The organism is Natronoarchaeum rubrum (assembly GCF_024494695.1).
Genome location: NZ_JANHDP010000001.1, coordinates 239,770 through 254,621, shown reverse-complemented (window position 1 = coordinate 254,621; position 14,852 = coordinate 239,770). Strand labels below are relative to the sequence as shown.

Sequence of the window (14,852 nt, the reverse complement as noted above, 5' to 3'; positions counted from 1 at the left end):
GTGAGCGCGGGCCGGCATCCCGGGCGCCCGCTACACCTTCGTGATCCCGCCGTCGACGACCAGCGACGCGCCGGTGACGTAGCTTGACGCTTCCGAGGCGAGGAACGCGATGACGTTCGCCAACTCCTCGGGGTCGCCCTGACGGCCGACCGGAATCGCCGAGACGGCGGCTTCGATCTCCTCGTCGCTCGACACGCGCTCGGCCGCGCCGGTGTCGATCATTCCCGGCACGACAGCGTTGATCGTGACGCCGTCCGGTCCGAGATCGATCGCCGCGCTCCGGGTGAACCCGACCATCCCAGCTTTGCTCGCCGCGTAGTGTGCGAGGTTGCCGGCCCAGCCGACCCGGCCGCCCGCGGCCGAGGAGACGTTGACGATCCGCCCGTACCCCTGTTCGCGCATCGTCGGACAGACCGCCTGCGTGCAGTAGAACGCTCCCGTCAGGTTCACGTCGATGACGCGCTGCCAGTCCTCGGCCGACAGCGCCGCGAGATCGGCCGTCGGGAAGATGCCGGCGTTGTTCACGAGCGCGTCGATCCGTCCGAACTCCTCGATCGTCTCCTCGACGGCGGCCTCGACCTCGGCTTCGTCGCTCACGTCGACTTCCAGCGCCAGCGCGGACTGGCCCCGCTCCTCCACGGCGTCCGCGACGTCGTCGCGCTCCGCTGCGACGTCAGTGACGACGACGTCGGCGCCTTCCTCGGCCAGTCGAAGCGCCGTCGCTTTCCCGATCCCCCGCGCCGCGCCGGTGACGATCGCCACGCGATCGGTGAAGTCTAGCATACAGTCGCGAGTGCCACGTCGGGAGAGGTATATTGCGGGTGTCGGTCACTCCGAGGGGACGCCGGAACCGAGCAGGCTCCAGTGTGGGACGCCGGAGCGGATACTGCCGTCGCCGAACGCCGATGCTGATCGGGTGCCGCGGTGTGGAACGACGTACGGACGGTCGATGCCGACGCCTCGGTCACCGAACCAGCGTCACCCGGACCGGCGCGCGGAACGCGACGGCCTCGGTGACGCTCCCGAGCAGGATGCGTGTCTCTTCCTCCCGGCCGTGGCTCCCCATCACGATGGCGTCCGTGCCCTCGCGCTCGGCGTGCTCGACGATGACGCGCCGGGGATCGCCGACCGCCGTGTCGGTCTCGATTTCGGCGTCGTGCTCGGCTGCGGTCGACCGGACGTCGTCGAACAGTTCCGATTCGAGTTCGCGGGCGCGAGCCATCCACTCGTCCGAGCCGTGGAGCGGTTCGGCGTCCGGATCGAAGTCGACCGGGTAGCTGTAGCCCGGTTCCGTCGGGTCGATGACGTGGAGCGCGGTGATCTCGGCGTCGGGGTGTTCCGAGAGCGCGACTTGCAGGGCCTGGAACGACAGCGGCGATCCGTCCACGGGAACGAGGATCGTGTCGGGCATATGTGGTCGTACCACGGCCGATGGCATAAGCGTCGAACTGCAGTGGGCGAGAACGACACCGACCACAGCGGGCATAATCCGCGGTAGAGCCCCTCCAAACGTATTCCTATGGGGGTGAGGTTACCACTAGTATGACATGGCACGCCCTGTCCGCGCTCGACGACGCGCTGACGGCGACCCGCAGGCTGCTGTTGCCGTTCTCGCTCCGGGAGTGGCTCACGCTCGCCGTCGTCGCCTTTTTCGTCTCGGGCGCGACGGCCTTCGAACCGAACGCCTCGTTCTCGCTGGGCGACAGCGGGAACGGCGCGGCACCGGTGAGTCCGACGCCGGGACCGGGCGTCTTCGAGGGCGGGCTCACGGCGTCGCAACTCCAGTTGCTCGTCGGCGTCGTCGTGGTCGCGCTGCTCGTCGGCCTCGCGCTGGCGTATCTGGGGGCGGTGCTGGAGTTCGTGTTCGTAGAGATCCTCCGCGAGCGCGAGATCGGGATCCGCGGCCGCTTCGGGCGATACACCGACGCCGGCGCGTCGCTGTTCCTGTTTCGGCTGGCCGTCGGCGTCGTGGTGCTCTCGGCGGTCATCGGCATCGTCGGACTCGTGGTGCTGACCGGCGGGCTGTTCGTGATCGCGCTCGTCCTGCTGTCGCCCGTCCTGTTGCTCGTCGGCGTCGGGCTGTGGCTCGTGCTGGCGTTCACGGCCGACTTCGTCGTTCCGGTGATGATCGTCGAGGAGACCGGCGTCGTCGGCGGGTGGCGCGCCTTCTGGCCGGAACTGCGCGCGGAGTGGCGCCAGTACGCCGTCTACGCGCTCGCCCGCCTCGTGCTCGGCGGCGTCGCCAGCGTCGTCGCGGGGATCGGGTTCGTCGCCGCCGCCGTCCTGCTGGGGATTCCCTTCGGAATCGTCGCGGGCGCACTGTTCCTGCTCGGGCAGGCGCTCGGAACGAGCGCGATCGGACTGGCGCTCGGTGGCGCCGTCGCCGCGCTGTGGCTGCTGGGCGTGCTCGTCGTCGGCACGACGTTCGTGCAGGTGCCGATCCAGACGTACCTCCGGTACTACAGCCTGCTCGTCCTCGGCGCCGTCTCGACGCCGTTCGATCTGCTGGCTGACGTGCGCGCGGAGATAACCGACGCGTCGGGCGACGCGGAGCGGTGACCGAGGCGAGGCAGTATTTCGTTGCTCGCGCACAGCCGCTCGCCATTTAACCGTCCTGACGCCCTACCTCCGGTCGAATGCACACCGACGAGACTCTCGACTACGACGTCGCCGTGGTCGGCGGCGGCCCCGCCGGACTGACGACCGCGCTGTACGCGACTCGCCTCGGCCTGGACACGCTGGTCGTCAACCGGGGCGGCGGCCGAGCGGCGATGATGCAGGACACGCACAACGTCATCGGCGTCACCGAGGACGTCTCGGGCAACGAGTTCCTCCAAACGGCGATCGAGCAGGTCAAAGAGTACGGCGCCGAGTACCGCCAGGGGTTCGTCGAGGATGTCGAGCCGCTGTCGGACGCCGAAGACGAGCAAGACGCCGACGACGGGGCGGGCACCGCCGAGGGGTTCCGCGTCACGACCGGCGGCGAGACGGTCGCCGTGGCGAGCGTCGTGCTGGCGACCGGCTTCTCGGACGAGCGGCCGGACCCGCCGCTTCCCCGCACTGGAAAAGGACTACACTGGTGTCTCCACTGCGACGCGTACATGTTCGTCGACGAGCCGGTGTTCGTGATGGGCGCGGGCGACTCGGCGGCCTACGTCGCGATGATCATGCTGAACTACACCGACGACGTCGACCTGCTGACCCGCGGCGCCGAGCCCGAGTGGAGCGACGAGACCGAGGAACTGCTCGCGAACCACCCGGTCGACGTGATCACCGAGGACGTGACCGGCGTCGAGAACGACGAGGACGGCTGGCTGGAAGCCATGGAGTTCGAGGACGGCACGACGCGGGAGTACCGCGGCGGCTTCCCGATGTACGGTTCGGACTACCACGCCGAGCTGGCCGACGCGCTCGATATAGAGCGCGAGGACGACGGCACGGTCGCGGTCGACGACCACGGGCGCACGTCGGTCGACGGCGTCTACGCGGTCGGCGACCTGACGCCGGGGCACAACCAGATTCCCGTCGCGATGGGCGAGGGCGCGAAGGCCGGCATCGCGCTCCACATGGACCTGCGCGAGTTCCCCCGCGACGCCGACGAACTCGACGAGCAGGGACCGGTCAGTGAGGCCGAAGTACCGGCAATCTCGCCGGATCTGCTCGCGACCGCGATCGAGCACGAGGGCCACGCCGGCGGTCCGCGGCGCGAAGCCGAAGCCGAGGCCCCCGGAGACGACTGATCCGGCCGCTGCGGAGAGGCAGGTCGGCGAAAGCCGAAAGCATCCAGATACTCACTCTACACCAATGACGAACACGCAACTCGATTCCGTTCCAGACTACGATGACGATCGCCCGGTCGAACTCGCGAGCGGCGAGGAACTCGACGCGCTGGTCGCGGCGAACGACCTCGTCCTGGCGGACTTCTACACGAAGGGCTGTACGCTGTGCCAGTCGATCGAGCCGGTCGTCGGCAACGTCGCCCGCGCGACCGACGCCGTCGTTGCGACGCTGAATCCACAGAAGGACCTCGCGCTGGTCGAGGAGTACGACGTTCGCAGCGTCCCGACGCTACTGGTGTTTTCGGAGGGTGAACTCGTCGAGCGCGTCGCCGACGGCTTCGTCGAGACCGAGCGGCTCGTCGAGTTGGTCGAGCAGTACGAGTAAGGTCGAACAGCACGGGGAACCGCGCCCGCGATCAGGCGCGTTCGATCTCGACGCGCCAGAGGTCGTCGTCGACCTGCGTCGTGTCGTGGGTGTACCCCTTCCGTTCGAGCACCTCGTACAGCGGCACGGGCTCGAAGCTGTTGACCAGCGTCAGCGTCTCGTCCGCGGGGAGATCCTCCAGCGCCGACATGATGTCGCCGAACGGTTCGCCGTCGATCTCCCTGACGTCGAGTTCCCGACCGCCGTCGCCCGTCGTGTCGATGCTCATACGCGAACGGACGGCGGGCGACGGAAAAGGGGTTGTCCCGATTACGTTCGCCCAGCGAACGGTCGAGAGCGGCGTCCCGCCCTCGGCGGTCACGACGACCCGTAACGGTTTGAGCAGCGGCGTCGAAGCCGCGACTATGAACACGACTGCCGTCGTCGCCGGCGTCGGGCCGGGACTCGGAGCGTCGGTCGCCCGCAAATTCGCGCGAGAGGGCTGCGACGTCGCGCTGCTCGCCCGCACCGAGTCGTACCTGCAGGAGCTCGCGAGGGAGCTGGACCAGACCGACGGCGCCGGGCTGGCCGTCCCGACAGACGTGACCGACCGCGAGGATGTCGCGGACGCCTTCGACCGAGTCCGCGACGCGTTCGGCCCGGTCGACGTCCTCGTCGTCAACGCCAGCGGCGGCTCCTGGAAGGGGCTCCGCGAGATCGACGCCGAGGAGTTCGATCGGGCGATGGCGGTCGGGCCGCGCGGCGGGCTGCTCTGCTCGCAGGCGGCCGTCGACGACATGCTCGACGGCGACGGCGGAACGATCATTTTCACCGGCGCGACCTCGGCCGTTCGCGGGCGCGAGGGCGCGGTCGGCTTCTCGGCCGCGAAGTTCGCCGTCCGCGGGATGGCCGAATCGATGGCCCGCGAGCTGGGGCCCGAAGGAATCCACGTCGCCCACGCCGTGATCGACGGCGGCATCGAGCCGCCGGACCGTGCGGTCGACGACCCCGAGGAGTACCTCGATCCGGACGCCGTCGCCGAGAGCTACTGGCACCTCGTCGAGCAGGACCGCAGCGCGTGGACCCTGGAGCTCGATCTCCGCCCGCACGTCGAGGAGTTCTAGGCGAGGTACTATCTGGAGCTCTCGCATCGCTCGACCGACGAGAACGGGAGCGACCGTGACGACGGCGGTCGCAGACGAACTCGGCGTCCAGCGGCGGACCGCCGAAGATCACCTCCGGGACGCCGAGAGAAAGCTCGTCGACGCTGTCGTTCCGGCTCTAGTGAGCGGCCGGGCGACAGACGCTCTCGTCGCGTCGCCGCCGAAAAAAGTGCGCACTTCAGCGCCGCAGCGCGACGACGCCGACGCCGAGCACCAGGCCGTACGCGAGGTGCGCGATCAGGCTCGGGATCGCGAGGTTCGGCAGCGGCGGCGCGCCGGCGAACCCGACCGCGCTCAGCCAGATCGGCATCGCGAGTCCCGCCGCGACGAGCCACAGCGCGGCGCCGAAGAGCGCGCCGGCGCCGACGACTGCGCGGCTCGTGGGCACGTACCGCTCGATGCCGGGCCGCATCACGATCGCCGCGAACACTAGCCCGAACAACACGCTGTGGAGCAGGTGGACCCCCCAGCCGGCGGACACTCCCTCCAGTCCGTACATCGCCGGGATCGCCACCTCGACGGCACCCGGCATCAGGACCGTCATCAGCACGCCCATGACGACGCCGCCGAACAGGCCGCCGACCGCGCCGCCGGCCCACGTTCGCGCGTTCGATACCTCGATCTCCTCCCCCCCGACGACCTCGGTGGGCTCTCCAGTTCTGGATGACATTTCGGTTCCTCTGGCAACTACTAGGCCACCAGCGAACAACTACCTATCTGCCGCATACGTCCCGTTAGGCTCCGATACGGCATCGATTGTCCCGTCGACGGTCGGAGCGACAGACCGAGGCTACAGCAGTCCCAGCGCGGCGACGACGTGGGTGATCAGCGCGATCAGCAACACCTAGATCGCGGAGGCATCGCGAACAGCACGACGAGGTCCCGGAACCGGATCGGGATGCCGCCGAACAGATCTATCATCGGGCCGACCGCCGAGAAGACGATCAGCTGCGAGATAGACAGCACCGCGACGAAAAAGCGCGCCGTCGGCGCCGCCTCGACGACCGGCAGCGCGGGGATGAACATCTCCGTGATGCCGATGATCGTCGCGGGCGCGACGAGTTCGGGATCCCCAGCGCCGCGATGTTCGGGACGAGCGGCTCCCGGCCGATAGCGATCGGGGCAGACCGCCGCGCCCCAATGAACTTCCGCCGCGGCGGCGTAGTTCGGGTGTGACTCGCATACAGCAACTGACCGGAGGTGGCGACGCCGACACCGGACCGACGCGGGACGCAGACCGGGAGGGATCGAACCTCGGGCGGAAACTCGCAGCCGCCCTCGCGGTCGGCGGGGCGGCGTATCTCGCACTCCGCCGACTGCGGTCGGCGGCCCAAAGCGAGGGCGGGCTGCCCGGCGCGAGCTCGCTCCCGATCGGCGAGCCGGGCACCGACGAGACGGGAGAGCCGGCCGACCGGGACGACGAACCGATCGAGGACGCGCCGGGCGAAGACCGCACTCCGGAGGAGATCGCCGAGCGAGTCGGCGGGGACGTCGACGCGAAACCAGCCGAACCGGGCGAGATGGCGATCGACGAATCAGTCGTCGAGGACGCCGTCGACGAGGCCGAACTGGCGACTGCTGAGGAAGGCGACGCCGCGACCGAAAACGACGAACGGGACGCCGAAGCCGACGAGCGCGAAGATGACGACGCAACCGAAGACGACGAGGAAGGCACTTCGTAGCGACCGACGCCGGTCCGCGAGCGGGAGCTCGAATCCGTGACCGGCGAGAAGCAGTTCACCGTCGAGCTGGAGGACGAGGACGGAACGATGATCCGCCGGTACTCGCGTCGGCTGTCGATGATCGACGGTGCGTGACGCCAGTCGACGGCCGCGACCAGACGGCTACAGCTCGTACCGGACGACGGCGTCGCTGCCGCACTCCGGGCAGTGCTCGGACTCCGGCGCGAGGCTCGTCCCGCAGTCGCGACACTCGAAAAGCACGTCCGAACTGTCGGGCCCGCCGATCAGCTGCTTGATCGCCCGGATCATCGCTGTGGATCGACGACTTTCGAGCAGTCGGGACACTCCGCCCAGACGCCGCCCCCGCTCTCGGCCTCGTACTCGATCAGGAGCTGCCCGGTCGGCACCGTCGCGCCGCAGTTCGGGCAGTCGCCGAGGTCGGCCTGCTGTGCTGTCACGCGTTCGTCCGGGCCGCGGGAGGTGCTCGGCGGGCGATCGGTGCTGAACTCATTAGGCCGTGTATCCCACGGCCATTACAAAAATCCCCGGCAACCGGAGCGAAAGTGAACAACGGAACGAAACGGCCGCTCCGGAACGGAGAGCCCAAGCGCATAGAAAGACTGTCCTCGTAAGCGATAGTATGGTAACGGCGCTGCTCGTCGTCGGGCTGTTCGTCGCCGCGTTCGTCGGATACAACATCGGCGGTTCCTCGACCGGCGTGGCGTTCGGGCCGGCCGTCGGGAGCCGGATCGTCGGCAAGGTGACCGCGGCGGCGCTGTTTACCGTATTCGCGCTGCTGGGCGGGTGGACGGTCGGCCGGAACGTCATCGACACGATGAGCAGCCAGATCGTCCCGGCGAGCCAGTTCACGCTCGCGACCAGCGTCGGCGTGCTCTTCTTCGCGGGGGCGTCGCTGCTGCTCTCGAACCTCTACGGCGTGCCCGCCTCGACGTCGATGACGTCGGTCGGTGCGATCGTCGGCCTCGGCATCGCCACGGGGTCGCTGAACGAGGCGATCATGTTCCGGATCGTCTCGGCGTGGATCGTCGCGCCGCTGTCGGCGTTCCTGGTCGGGATGGTGATCGGCCGGTACCTGTACCCGCACCTCGACGCGCGGTTCACGTTCACGCGACTGGAGAGTTCGCTGATCAGGTTCGATCGAACGGGGGCGATCCCCAGACCAGCGTTCAACGACCGGGCGACGCCGCGGGACATCCTCGGCTCGGGACTCGTGCTCGTGATCGCCTGCTACATGGGCTTTTCCGCGGGCGCGTCGAACGCGGCCAACGCCGTCGCCCCGCTCGTCGGAAACGGATCGATCTCCGTCGAGCAGGGGATCCTGTTGGCGATCGGCGCCATCGGCCTCGGCGGCTTTACCATCGCGCGCCGGACGCTCGCGACCGTCGGCGACGGCATCACCGACCTGCCGATCCTGGCGGCGCTGATCGTCTCGTCGGTCGGCGCGACGATCATCACGATCCTCTCGCAGCTGGGCATCCCGGCCAGCCTCGCGGTGAGCACGACCTGCTGTATCATCGGACTCGGCTGGGGGCGGGCGAGCCGCGCGGTGACGCTGGCAGAGGCCGCGAGCGTGGCTACCGATCCCGACGTCGCGCAGCTCGACGCCGACGCCGGGCCGGAGCTTTCGACGGGAGCGCTCGGCGCCGAGTCGGCCGACGACTCGCCACCCAGCGGGCCGACGGTGGGAACGCTCGCCGGCACCGAAGCCGAACAGCAGGCCGAGGCCGAGCAGCGACAGGAAGTCATCGAGGAGAGCGACGACGCCGAAGTGGCACCGATTGGCGAGGAGGAGCTCGACGAACTGGCCGCCGAGAGCCTGTTCGATCCCGCGGCCACCAGTCGCATCGTGTTCCTGTGGGTGCTCACGCCGACACTGTCGGCGATCGGCGCGTACGTTCTGTTCTTGCTGGTGCTCTGAGCCCGACGCGTGGACGGCCGGCACCGGGAGCCGACACCCAGAGCTATCACGCCGATCCGCGTGACCGACCACATGAGCGCACACGTGCTCGTCGCCGTCGACGGCTCCGAGGAGTCGCGACACGCCCTCGAACACGCCTTCGAGCTGCCGGGCGTCGACGTCACCGCGATCACCGTCGTCGATCCGTTCGACGTCGATCCGCTGACGCCCGGCCTCCAGTCGCCGCTGGGACAGGCCGGCATCCCGGCGTACTCTCAGGAGTGGTACCAGAAGCAGTGGGACAACGCTCACGACCTCCACGCGGAACTGCGCGAGCGCGCCGCGTCGTTCGACGGCGAGTTCGACAGCGTCGTCAAACTGGGCAAGCCGAGCAGGGAGATCCTGCAGTACGCGGACGAGCACGAGATCGACCAGATCGTGATCGGCGCCGCGAGCGACGACACGCTCTCGCACGTGTTACTCGGGTCGACGGCCAAGCGAGTGACCCAGCGCGCTCCGGTGACGGTGACAGTCGTTCGCTGATCGGCGGTCGCAATTGTCGCCGATCGAGGATCGGCGTCAAGCGGTCGATGTCGTGCGCATCGGCGACGGAGTCTCAGATGTGCGAGTCGTCGTACGACTGGTCCGAACGCGAGGCGTGGCTGTTCCCGCACTCGCCGCACTCGTAGCGGTCCATCTGATCGACCGACACGTCGAGCGATCCGCAGTTGCCGCAGTAGAAGCCGTACCGATCCTCGAAGTCCCCATCCTCGTAGACGGCAAAGAAGGCGGCCGACGTCCCCGAGTGCGCGTCGTCCGCGTCGACGTACAGCCGCTCGCCGTCCTCGGTCATCACGGTCCTGTGACCGTCGCGCTCCTCGGTGTTCGGGAACTCGGTGGACTCGGTCGGATCACCCGTGGCGTCCGCAGCGGACTCTTCGGCGTCGCTCGACGCCGTTCTGTCCTCGCCGCTCGACGATTCCGCGTAGGTGTACTCGACGAACGACTCGCCGCCGATCTCGACCTCGCGGTCGTCGATCTGCTCGAAGCCGAGCCGTTCGGCGAACTGCGGCCCCTGCGTACTCTCCTCGAGCGGGTAGATGCGGATCTCGTCGGCGCCGTCGTCGCGGAGTTCCTCGCGGGCCGTCTCGAACAGGGTCGTTCCGATTCCCTTTCCGCGGTGCTCGGGATCGACGAACAGCCACCTGATCTCGCCGGCGTCGTCGGTCGCGCGGCCGACGACGACCCCCGCGACGGTCGTCTCCTCGACCTCGTCGTCGGTCTCCGCGACGACGTACGTCGCCTCGGAATCGCCCGAGTCGCCCGCGAGCCGGTCCTGTCCGAACTGGTCCTCGACGACCGCGTCGATCTGCTGGGGACTCAGCGCGTAGCCCGCAGTCATCGTGCTCTCGACGAGTTCGCGTATCCGCCCTTCGTCGTCGGAGTGGACGTCGCGTAGGTGCACGTTAGAAGGTTCGATCGCGAATCTCAAAAGCGGCGGGTGCGGCGTCCCGCGGCGCGCGTGGGACGAGCGGCGTCTCGCTGCACGCAGGGCGTGACTCGCTGTACGCGGGACGTGGACAGCGTCCCGCGATACGCGGGGCCGAGTGACGTTCCGCGACGCAGAAGCGGCGAGCGACCGTCCGCGACCGGGGCTTTTTGAATTCAGGCATGGCACGTTGGAGCATGAACGAGACGCCGCGAACGAACGCGCTGCAGGAGACGGTCGAGTCCGGCGAGGCCGCGCTGGGCGTGCTCGACAACGCCTACAGCCCGACGATGGTCGAGTTCTACGGCGAACTGGGGCTGGACTTCGTCTGGCTCGACCTCGAACACGCCGGCCCGAGCCCGGCCGACGGGCCGAGCCTCGAACACCTGCTCCGGGCCGCCGAGCGCTCGGGCGTCGAGGCGCTCGTCCGACTGCCCGAACCCGACCCGGCGCTGGTGCGCAAGGCGCTCGACGCCGGCGCGCGGAACCTGTTCGTCTCGCGGATCGAGACCGCCGAGGAGGTCCGACAGGCGGTGCGGGCCGCACGATTCCGCTACGACGGCGAGCCGGGCGACCGCGGGATGGCGTCGCCCCGCGCCAGCCGCTGGGGCACCGCGGACGACTACGTCGACGTCGAGGACGCCGAGACGATGGTGGGCGTGACGATCGAGAACCCGACCGCGATCGAGAATCTCGACGAAATTCTGGACGTGCCCGAACTCGGGTTCGTGTTCGCCGGTCCGCTGGACATCTCGGTCGCGCTGGGCTACCCCGGTGAGCCGACCCACCCCGAGGTCGAGGAGGCCGTCGAGGAGATCGAGACGGCGGCGTTCGACGCCGACGTCCCGCTCGGCGGACTCGGATTCGGGCCGGACGACGTCTCGGCGAAGATCGACCGCGGCTACCGGATCCTCAACGTCGGCACCACGACCGGTGCGGTACAGCAGTCCGTCACGGGGTGGCTCGACGAGATCGAACGGTGACGCGGACGGATCACCGCGTGGAGGGACACTCGTGAACGATCCCGACCGCTCCGCCGACGAGAGAGTCAGTGGAGCACAACAGAATCCTTCCGGCCGCCGGGATCGGGTCGATTCGAACAGCACGGGGCTACAGGACCCCGACAGACCCGATCCCGAGGAATCGGTCCGCGAGGCCGTCGAGCGCTCGCGCAGCGGCGCGCCCGCGGTCGGCGCCGTCGTCAGGGACCGGTTCTCCTCGGACGAGGTGTTCCAGCGGATCGTCGCCGCGGCCGACGAGGAGATCACCTCCGGGAGCCGCGAACTGTTCTTCAGCGCGCTGGCCGCCGGCTTCGCGATCACGATCACGTTCCTGCTGTACGCCTCGCTGTACGCCGAGACCGGCGGCGATCCGGTGCTGAGCGCGCTGCTGTACCCGCTGGGGTTCATCTACATCATTATCGGCCGGTATCAACTGTACACCGAGAACACGCTCCCGCCGGTCGCGCTGACGATCGAGCGGATCGCGAGCGTCCCGGCGCTGCTCCGCAACTGGATCGTCGTGCTGGCCGGGAACTTCACGGGCGGCACGCTCGGCGCCCTCGCGTTAGCGTACGGCGGCGTCTTCTCGCCCGAAGCGTCCGCCGTAGCGGCCGACATCGCCCGCGAGGGGATCGCGACCGAGTGGTGGTCGCTGTTCTCGAAGGCGGCGTTCGCGGGACTGGTCGTCGCGGGCGTCGTCTGGGTCGAGTACGCCGCGCGGGACACGATCTCGCGTCTCACCGTGGTCTACCTGGCGTTTCTCGCGATCCCGCTGGGCGGGTTGTTCCACTCCGTAGTCTCGTTTACCGAACTGGTCTACCTGACGCTGTACGCCGACGCGGCGTTTCTGACCGGGCTGTGGCAGTTCGTCGTCCCCGTCCTGCTGGGCAACACGATCGGCGGCGTCGTGCTGGTCACCGTCGTCAACTACTACCAGACGAGCGAGCACCGTCTGGAGTCCGCGCGGTTCGAGGGCGCCGACCGACAGCTCGATATCGACGAGTGGCTGCTCGGCCGCTTCGCCGGCCGATCGTACGTCCCGCTGATCGACACCGCCGACGACCTCGCGGCCGGCGACGCCGCGTTCACCATGCTCGTCCCGATCGCCAATCCCCGAACCGAGACACAGCTCGTGGATCTGGCCTGCCGGATCGCCGGCGAGCACGAGGACGCCGCGGTCCACGTCGTTCACGTCGTCCAGACGCCGGGGCGCTCGCCCCGCGGGTACGGCGCGGCGCAGCGACGCCGGATCGTCGCCGATTCGGACGCGCTGCTCGAAGACGCCCGCGAGACGGCGCGGCGTCACGACGTCGCCTGCGAGACGTCGACGGTCGTTTCCCACCGATCGTTCGAGGAGATCTTCGACATCGCCGAGCGCGAGAACGCCGACCGCGTCCTGATGAGCTGGGGCGACAACCGGCTCTGGGCGGCCGGCCGAGCCGAGCGACCGCTGAGCGAGCTGACCCGGCAGCTCCCCTGCGATTTCCTCGTGCTCGACGGCGACGACGTCGACGCCTCGCGCGTCCTGCTGCCGACCGCGGGCGGCCCTAACTGCGAGCTGAGCGCCGAGGTCGCCCGCGCGCTGCAGGACTCGGCCGACGCCGAAGTGACGCTGCTACACGTCGTCGACGGGCCCGACGAGCGCGACGCCGGCGAGCAGTTCCTCGCGGACTGGGCCGCCGAACAGGGTCTGGACGACGCCGCCCACGCGATCGACGACTCGGGCGACGTCGAGGGGGCGATCGGGCGCGCGGCGGCCGACCACACGCTCGTCGTGATCGGCGCGACCGAGCGGGGGCTGCTCTCGCGGCTCGCGACCGACTCGCTGCACTACGACGTGATCGACGAGGTGGACGTGCCGGTGCTGTTCGCCGAGCGGGCGAGCGACCGGAGCCTGCGCGAGCGACTGTTCGGTCGCTGACGCGGATTCTCCTACTCCGACCCCATCGTCACGTCGCTCCAGTCCGGCGTTCCGGCGTAGGGAACGTCGGCGAGTTCGTCGAACGCCTTGAGCAGGACCTCGTTGCGCGCCGGGTGGACGTGGATCGGCTCCGCGACGTCTTCGACCGTCCCGTCGCCGCTGCGCAGCGCGACGAGCACCTCGTGGAGCAGCGTCGGCGCCTCCTCGCCGACGATGTGACAGCCCAGGATCTCGCCGTCCGGCGCCGCGAGCACTTTGGCGAACCCGCGGTCGTCCTTCGAGACCATTCCCATCGGCACGTCCCCGTACTCGGCGCGAGCGGTCTCGTACTCGACGCCGTCGTCGCGAAGCTCGCCCTCCGTCTGCCCGACGCTCGCGACTCGGGGTGCGGTGAAGATCGCGTGGCCGAGGCCGGTGTAGTCGACCCGCCGCTGGCCGTCGAGCACCGCGTTGCGCGCCACGACGCGCGCCTCGTAGTCGGCGGCGTGCTTGAACAGCGGCGGGCCCGCGATATCGCCGAGCGCCCAGACGCCGTCGACGCTCGTCTCGAGGTAGTCGTCGGTCGCGACGAAGCCGCCGTCGTCGGTCTCGATCCCGCCCGCGTCGACGGCCAGACGATCGGTGTTCGGCGTCCGCCCCGTCGCGACGAGCAGTTCGTCGCCGGCCACCTCGATCTCGTTCCCGTCCGTAGAATCGTCCTCAGTTGCGGGCTCGGCCGTCACGACGATGTCGCCATCCCGCTCCTCGACGGCGGTCGCTTCGTGGCCGGCGTAGACGTCGCAGCGCTCCTCGAATGCCGCGGTCACTGCCTCGGCGACGGCGTCGTCCTCCCGGGGAACCAGCCGCTCGCTCCGGCCGACGATCGCCACGTCAGTGCCCATCGTCTCGAAGAAGTAGCCGAGTTCGGCGCCGACGTAGCCGCCGCCGAGGATCACCAGCCGGTCCGGACGCTCGTCGAGATAGAGCGCTTCGGCGCTCGTGAGGTGGTCCGTCTCTTCCAGCCCGTCGATCGGTGGGACCGACGGCCGGGCGCCCGCCGCGACGACGACCTGTTCGCCCCGGAGCTCCTCGCCGTCGACCGCGACCGTCCGCTCGTCGACGAACTGCGCTTCGGCGTCGAACAGCGTCTTGCGGTCCGAGTCGCGGAGCTGTCGCTCCATGTGTTCGGCCTTCTCGAACACCGTTTCACGGACCTCCGCGGTGATCGACGCGAAGTCGACGTCCCCGAGATCGGCGTCGACGCCGAAGCGCCCGGCGCGCCGTATCTCCGCGATCACGTCGGCCCTGTGGATCAGCCCCTTCGAGGGCACGCAGCCCCGCGTGACGCAGGCGCCCCCGAGCGGTCCCGGTTCGACGACCGCCACGTCTCCGCCCCTGTCGGCCGCGGCGTCGCCGACCGCGGTCCCCGATCCCCCGCCGATCACGATCAGATCGAACTCTCGCATGACTCCGGTTACGAGCGATCGGATGGTAAGCGCTAGTCCCGACCACTCGATCCGATGGCCGTCCCGGCAGGAACTTTAAACGTCGAAAGA

Annotated in this window: 18 protein-coding genes and 1 pseudogene; 10 read left to right on the top strand and 9 right to left on the bottom strand. The window is 69.2% G+C overall.

Annotated features, from left to right (window positions below):
* Nucleotides 1-30: 30 nt before the first annotated feature.
* Together NO931_RS01415 and NO931_RS01410 are read right to left on the bottom strand one after the other, a co-directional pair.
* Nucleotides 31-783, bottom strand: a complete 753-nt coding sequence (locus NO931_RS01415; protein ID WP_256390838.1) for an SDR family NAD(P)-dependent oxidoreductase — start codon at nucleotides 781-783, stop codon at nucleotides 31-33.
* A 181-nt stretch (nucleotides 784-964) separates the two neighbouring features.
* Nucleotides 965-1,411 (bottom strand): universal stress protein, encoded by a 447-nt coding sequence (locus NO931_RS01410; RefSeq protein ID WP_256390837.1) that lies wholly within the window; start codon nucleotides 1,409-1,411, stop codon nucleotides 965-967.
* 131 nt (nucleotides 1,412-1,542) lie between these two features.
* Here NO931_RS01410 and NO931_RS01405 point away from each other — a divergent pair, with 131 nt between their 5' ends.
* The 3 genes from NO931_RS01405 to NO931_RS01395 all read left to right on the top strand — a co-directional run bounded on the left by NO931_RS01405 (nucleotide 1,543) and on the right by NO931_RS01395 (nucleotide 4,164).
* Entirely contained in the window at nucleotides 1,543-2,559 is a 1,017-nt protein-coding gene (locus NO931_RS01405) for a DUF7544 domain-containing protein (RefSeq protein ID WP_256390836.1), read from the top strand.
* A 77-nt stretch (nucleotides 2,560-2,636) separates the two neighbouring features.
* The gene (locus NO931_RS01400; RefSeq protein ID WP_256390835.1) at nucleotides 2,637-3,740 is read left to right on the top strand and encodes an NAD(P)/FAD-dependent oxidoreductase; all 1,104 of its coding nucleotides are present in this window, start codon (nucleotides 2,637-2,639) and stop codon (nucleotides 3,738-3,740) included.
* 64 nt (nucleotides 3,741-3,804) lie between these two features.
* Entirely contained in the window at nucleotides 3,805-4,164 is a 360-nt protein-coding gene (locus tag NO931_RS01395) for a thioredoxin family protein (protein WP_256390834.1), read from the top strand.
* Between the two features lie 31 nt (nucleotides 4,165-4,195).
* On the opposite strand, the gene NO931_RS01390 is transcribed toward NO931_RS01395, so the two are convergent.
* Nucleotides 4,196-4,432, bottom strand: coding sequence for a DUF2249 domain-containing protein (locus NO931_RS01390; RefSeq protein WP_256390833.1), 237 nt, complete (start codon nucleotides 4,430-4,432; stop codon nucleotides 4,196-4,198).
* Between the two features lie 136 nt (nucleotides 4,433-4,568).
* On the opposite strand from NO931_RS01390, the gene NO931_RS01385 reads away from it, so the two are divergent.
* Together NO931_RS01385 and NO931_RS20795 are read left to right on the top strand one after the other, a co-directional pair.
* Nucleotides 4,569-5,267: an SDR family NAD(P)-dependent oxidoreductase gene (locus NO931_RS01385; protein ID WP_256390832.1), complete on the top strand. Its 699-nt coding sequence runs from the start codon at nucleotides 4,569-4,571 to the stop codon at nucleotides 5,265-5,267.
* Between the two features lie 58 nt (nucleotides 5,268-5,325).
* A pseudogene (locus NO931_RS20795) lies at nucleotides 5,326-5,415 on the top strand (helix-turn-helix domain-containing protein); the annotation flags it as partial.
* Between the two features lie 69 nt (nucleotides 5,416-5,484).
* On the opposite strand, the gene NO931_RS01380 reads toward NO931_RS20795, so the two are convergent.
* Both NO931_RS01380 and NO931_RS01375 read right to left on the bottom strand, forming a co-directional pair.
* A complete protein-coding gene (locus NO931_RS01380; RefSeq protein WP_256390831.1) occupies nucleotides 5,485-5,976 on the bottom strand; it encodes a histidine kinase in 492 nt (163 codons plus the stop codon).
* Between the two features lie 164 nt (nucleotides 5,977-6,140).
* Complete coding sequence (locus NO931_RS01375; protein WP_256390830.1) at nucleotides 6,141-6,332, bottom strand: hypothetical protein; 192 nt, start codon at nucleotides 6,330-6,332, stop codon at nucleotides 6,141-6,143.
* Nucleotides 6,333-6,478: 146 nt separating this feature from the next.
* On the opposite strand from NO931_RS01375, the gene NO931_RS01370 reads away from it, so the two are divergent.
* Nucleotides 6,479-6,988, top strand: a complete 510-nt coding sequence (locus NO931_RS01370; RefSeq protein ID WP_256390829.1) for a hypothetical protein — start codon at nucleotides 6,479-6,481, stop codon at nucleotides 6,986-6,988.
* 162 nt (nucleotides 6,989-7,150) lie between these two features.
* Here NO931_RS01370 and NO931_RS01365 read toward each other — a convergent pair whose 3' ends face one another.
* Nucleotides 7,151-7,297, bottom strand: a complete 147-nt coding sequence (locus NO931_RS01365) for a zinc ribbon domain-containing protein (protein WP_256390828.1) — start codon at nucleotides 7,295-7,297, stop codon at nucleotides 7,151-7,153.
* Nucleotides 7,294-7,446 (bottom strand): DUF7837 family putative zinc-binding protein, encoded by a 153-nt coding sequence (locus NO931_RS01360; protein ID WP_256390827.1) that lies wholly within the window; start codon nucleotides 7,444-7,446, stop codon nucleotides 7,294-7,296. The genes NO931_RS01365 and NO931_RS01360 overlap by 4 nt, the downstream gene beginning before the upstream one ends.
* Nucleotides 7,447-7,628: 182 nt before the next feature.
* Here NO931_RS01360 and NO931_RS01355 point away from each other — a divergent pair, with 182 nt between their 5' ends.
* Nucleotides 7,629-8,927: an inorganic phosphate transporter gene (locus NO931_RS01355; RefSeq protein WP_256390826.1), complete on the top strand. Its 1,299-nt coding sequence runs from the start codon at nucleotides 7,629-7,631 to the stop codon at nucleotides 8,925-8,927.
* Nucleotides 8,928-8,999: 72 nt separating this feature from the next.
* Nucleotides 9,000-9,449, top strand: a complete 450-nt coding sequence (locus NO931_RS01350) for a universal stress protein (RefSeq protein WP_256390825.1) — start codon at nucleotides 9,000-9,002, stop codon at nucleotides 9,447-9,449.
* A 73-nt stretch (nucleotides 9,450-9,522) separates the two neighbouring features.
* Here the strand turns inward: NO931_RS01350 and NO931_RS01345 are convergent, their stop codons facing one another.
* Nucleotides 9,523-10,371 (bottom strand): GNAT family N-acetyltransferase, encoded by an 849-nt coding sequence (locus NO931_RS01345; RefSeq protein ID WP_256390824.1) that lies wholly within the window; start codon nucleotides 10,369-10,371, stop codon nucleotides 9,523-9,525.
* A 221-nt stretch (nucleotides 10,372-10,592) separates the two neighbouring features.
* On the opposite strand from NO931_RS01345, the gene NO931_RS01340 reads away from it, so the two are divergent.
* Together NO931_RS01340 and NO931_RS01335 are read left to right on the top strand one after the other, a co-directional pair.
* The gene (locus NO931_RS01340) at nucleotides 10,593-11,378 is read left to right on the top strand and encodes an HpcH/HpaI aldolase family protein (protein WP_256390823.1); all 786 of its coding nucleotides are present in this window, start codon (nucleotides 10,593-10,595) and stop codon (nucleotides 11,376-11,378) included.
* A 31-nt stretch (nucleotides 11,379-11,409) separates the two neighbouring features.
* Nucleotides 11,410-13,317: a formate/nitrite transporter family protein gene (locus NO931_RS01335; RefSeq protein ID WP_256390822.1), complete on the top strand. Its 1,908-nt coding sequence runs from the start codon at nucleotides 11,410-11,412 to the stop codon at nucleotides 13,315-13,317.
* An 11-nt stretch (nucleotides 13,318-13,328) separates the two neighbouring features.
* Here the strand turns inward: NO931_RS01335 and NO931_RS01330 are convergent, their stop codons facing one another.
* Nucleotides 13,329-14,762: a dihydrolipoyl dehydrogenase gene (locus NO931_RS01330; protein WP_256390821.1), complete on the bottom strand. Its 1,434-nt coding sequence runs from the start codon at nucleotides 14,760-14,762 to the stop codon at nucleotides 13,329-13,331.
* Nucleotides 14,763-14,852 lie beyond the last annotated feature (90 nt).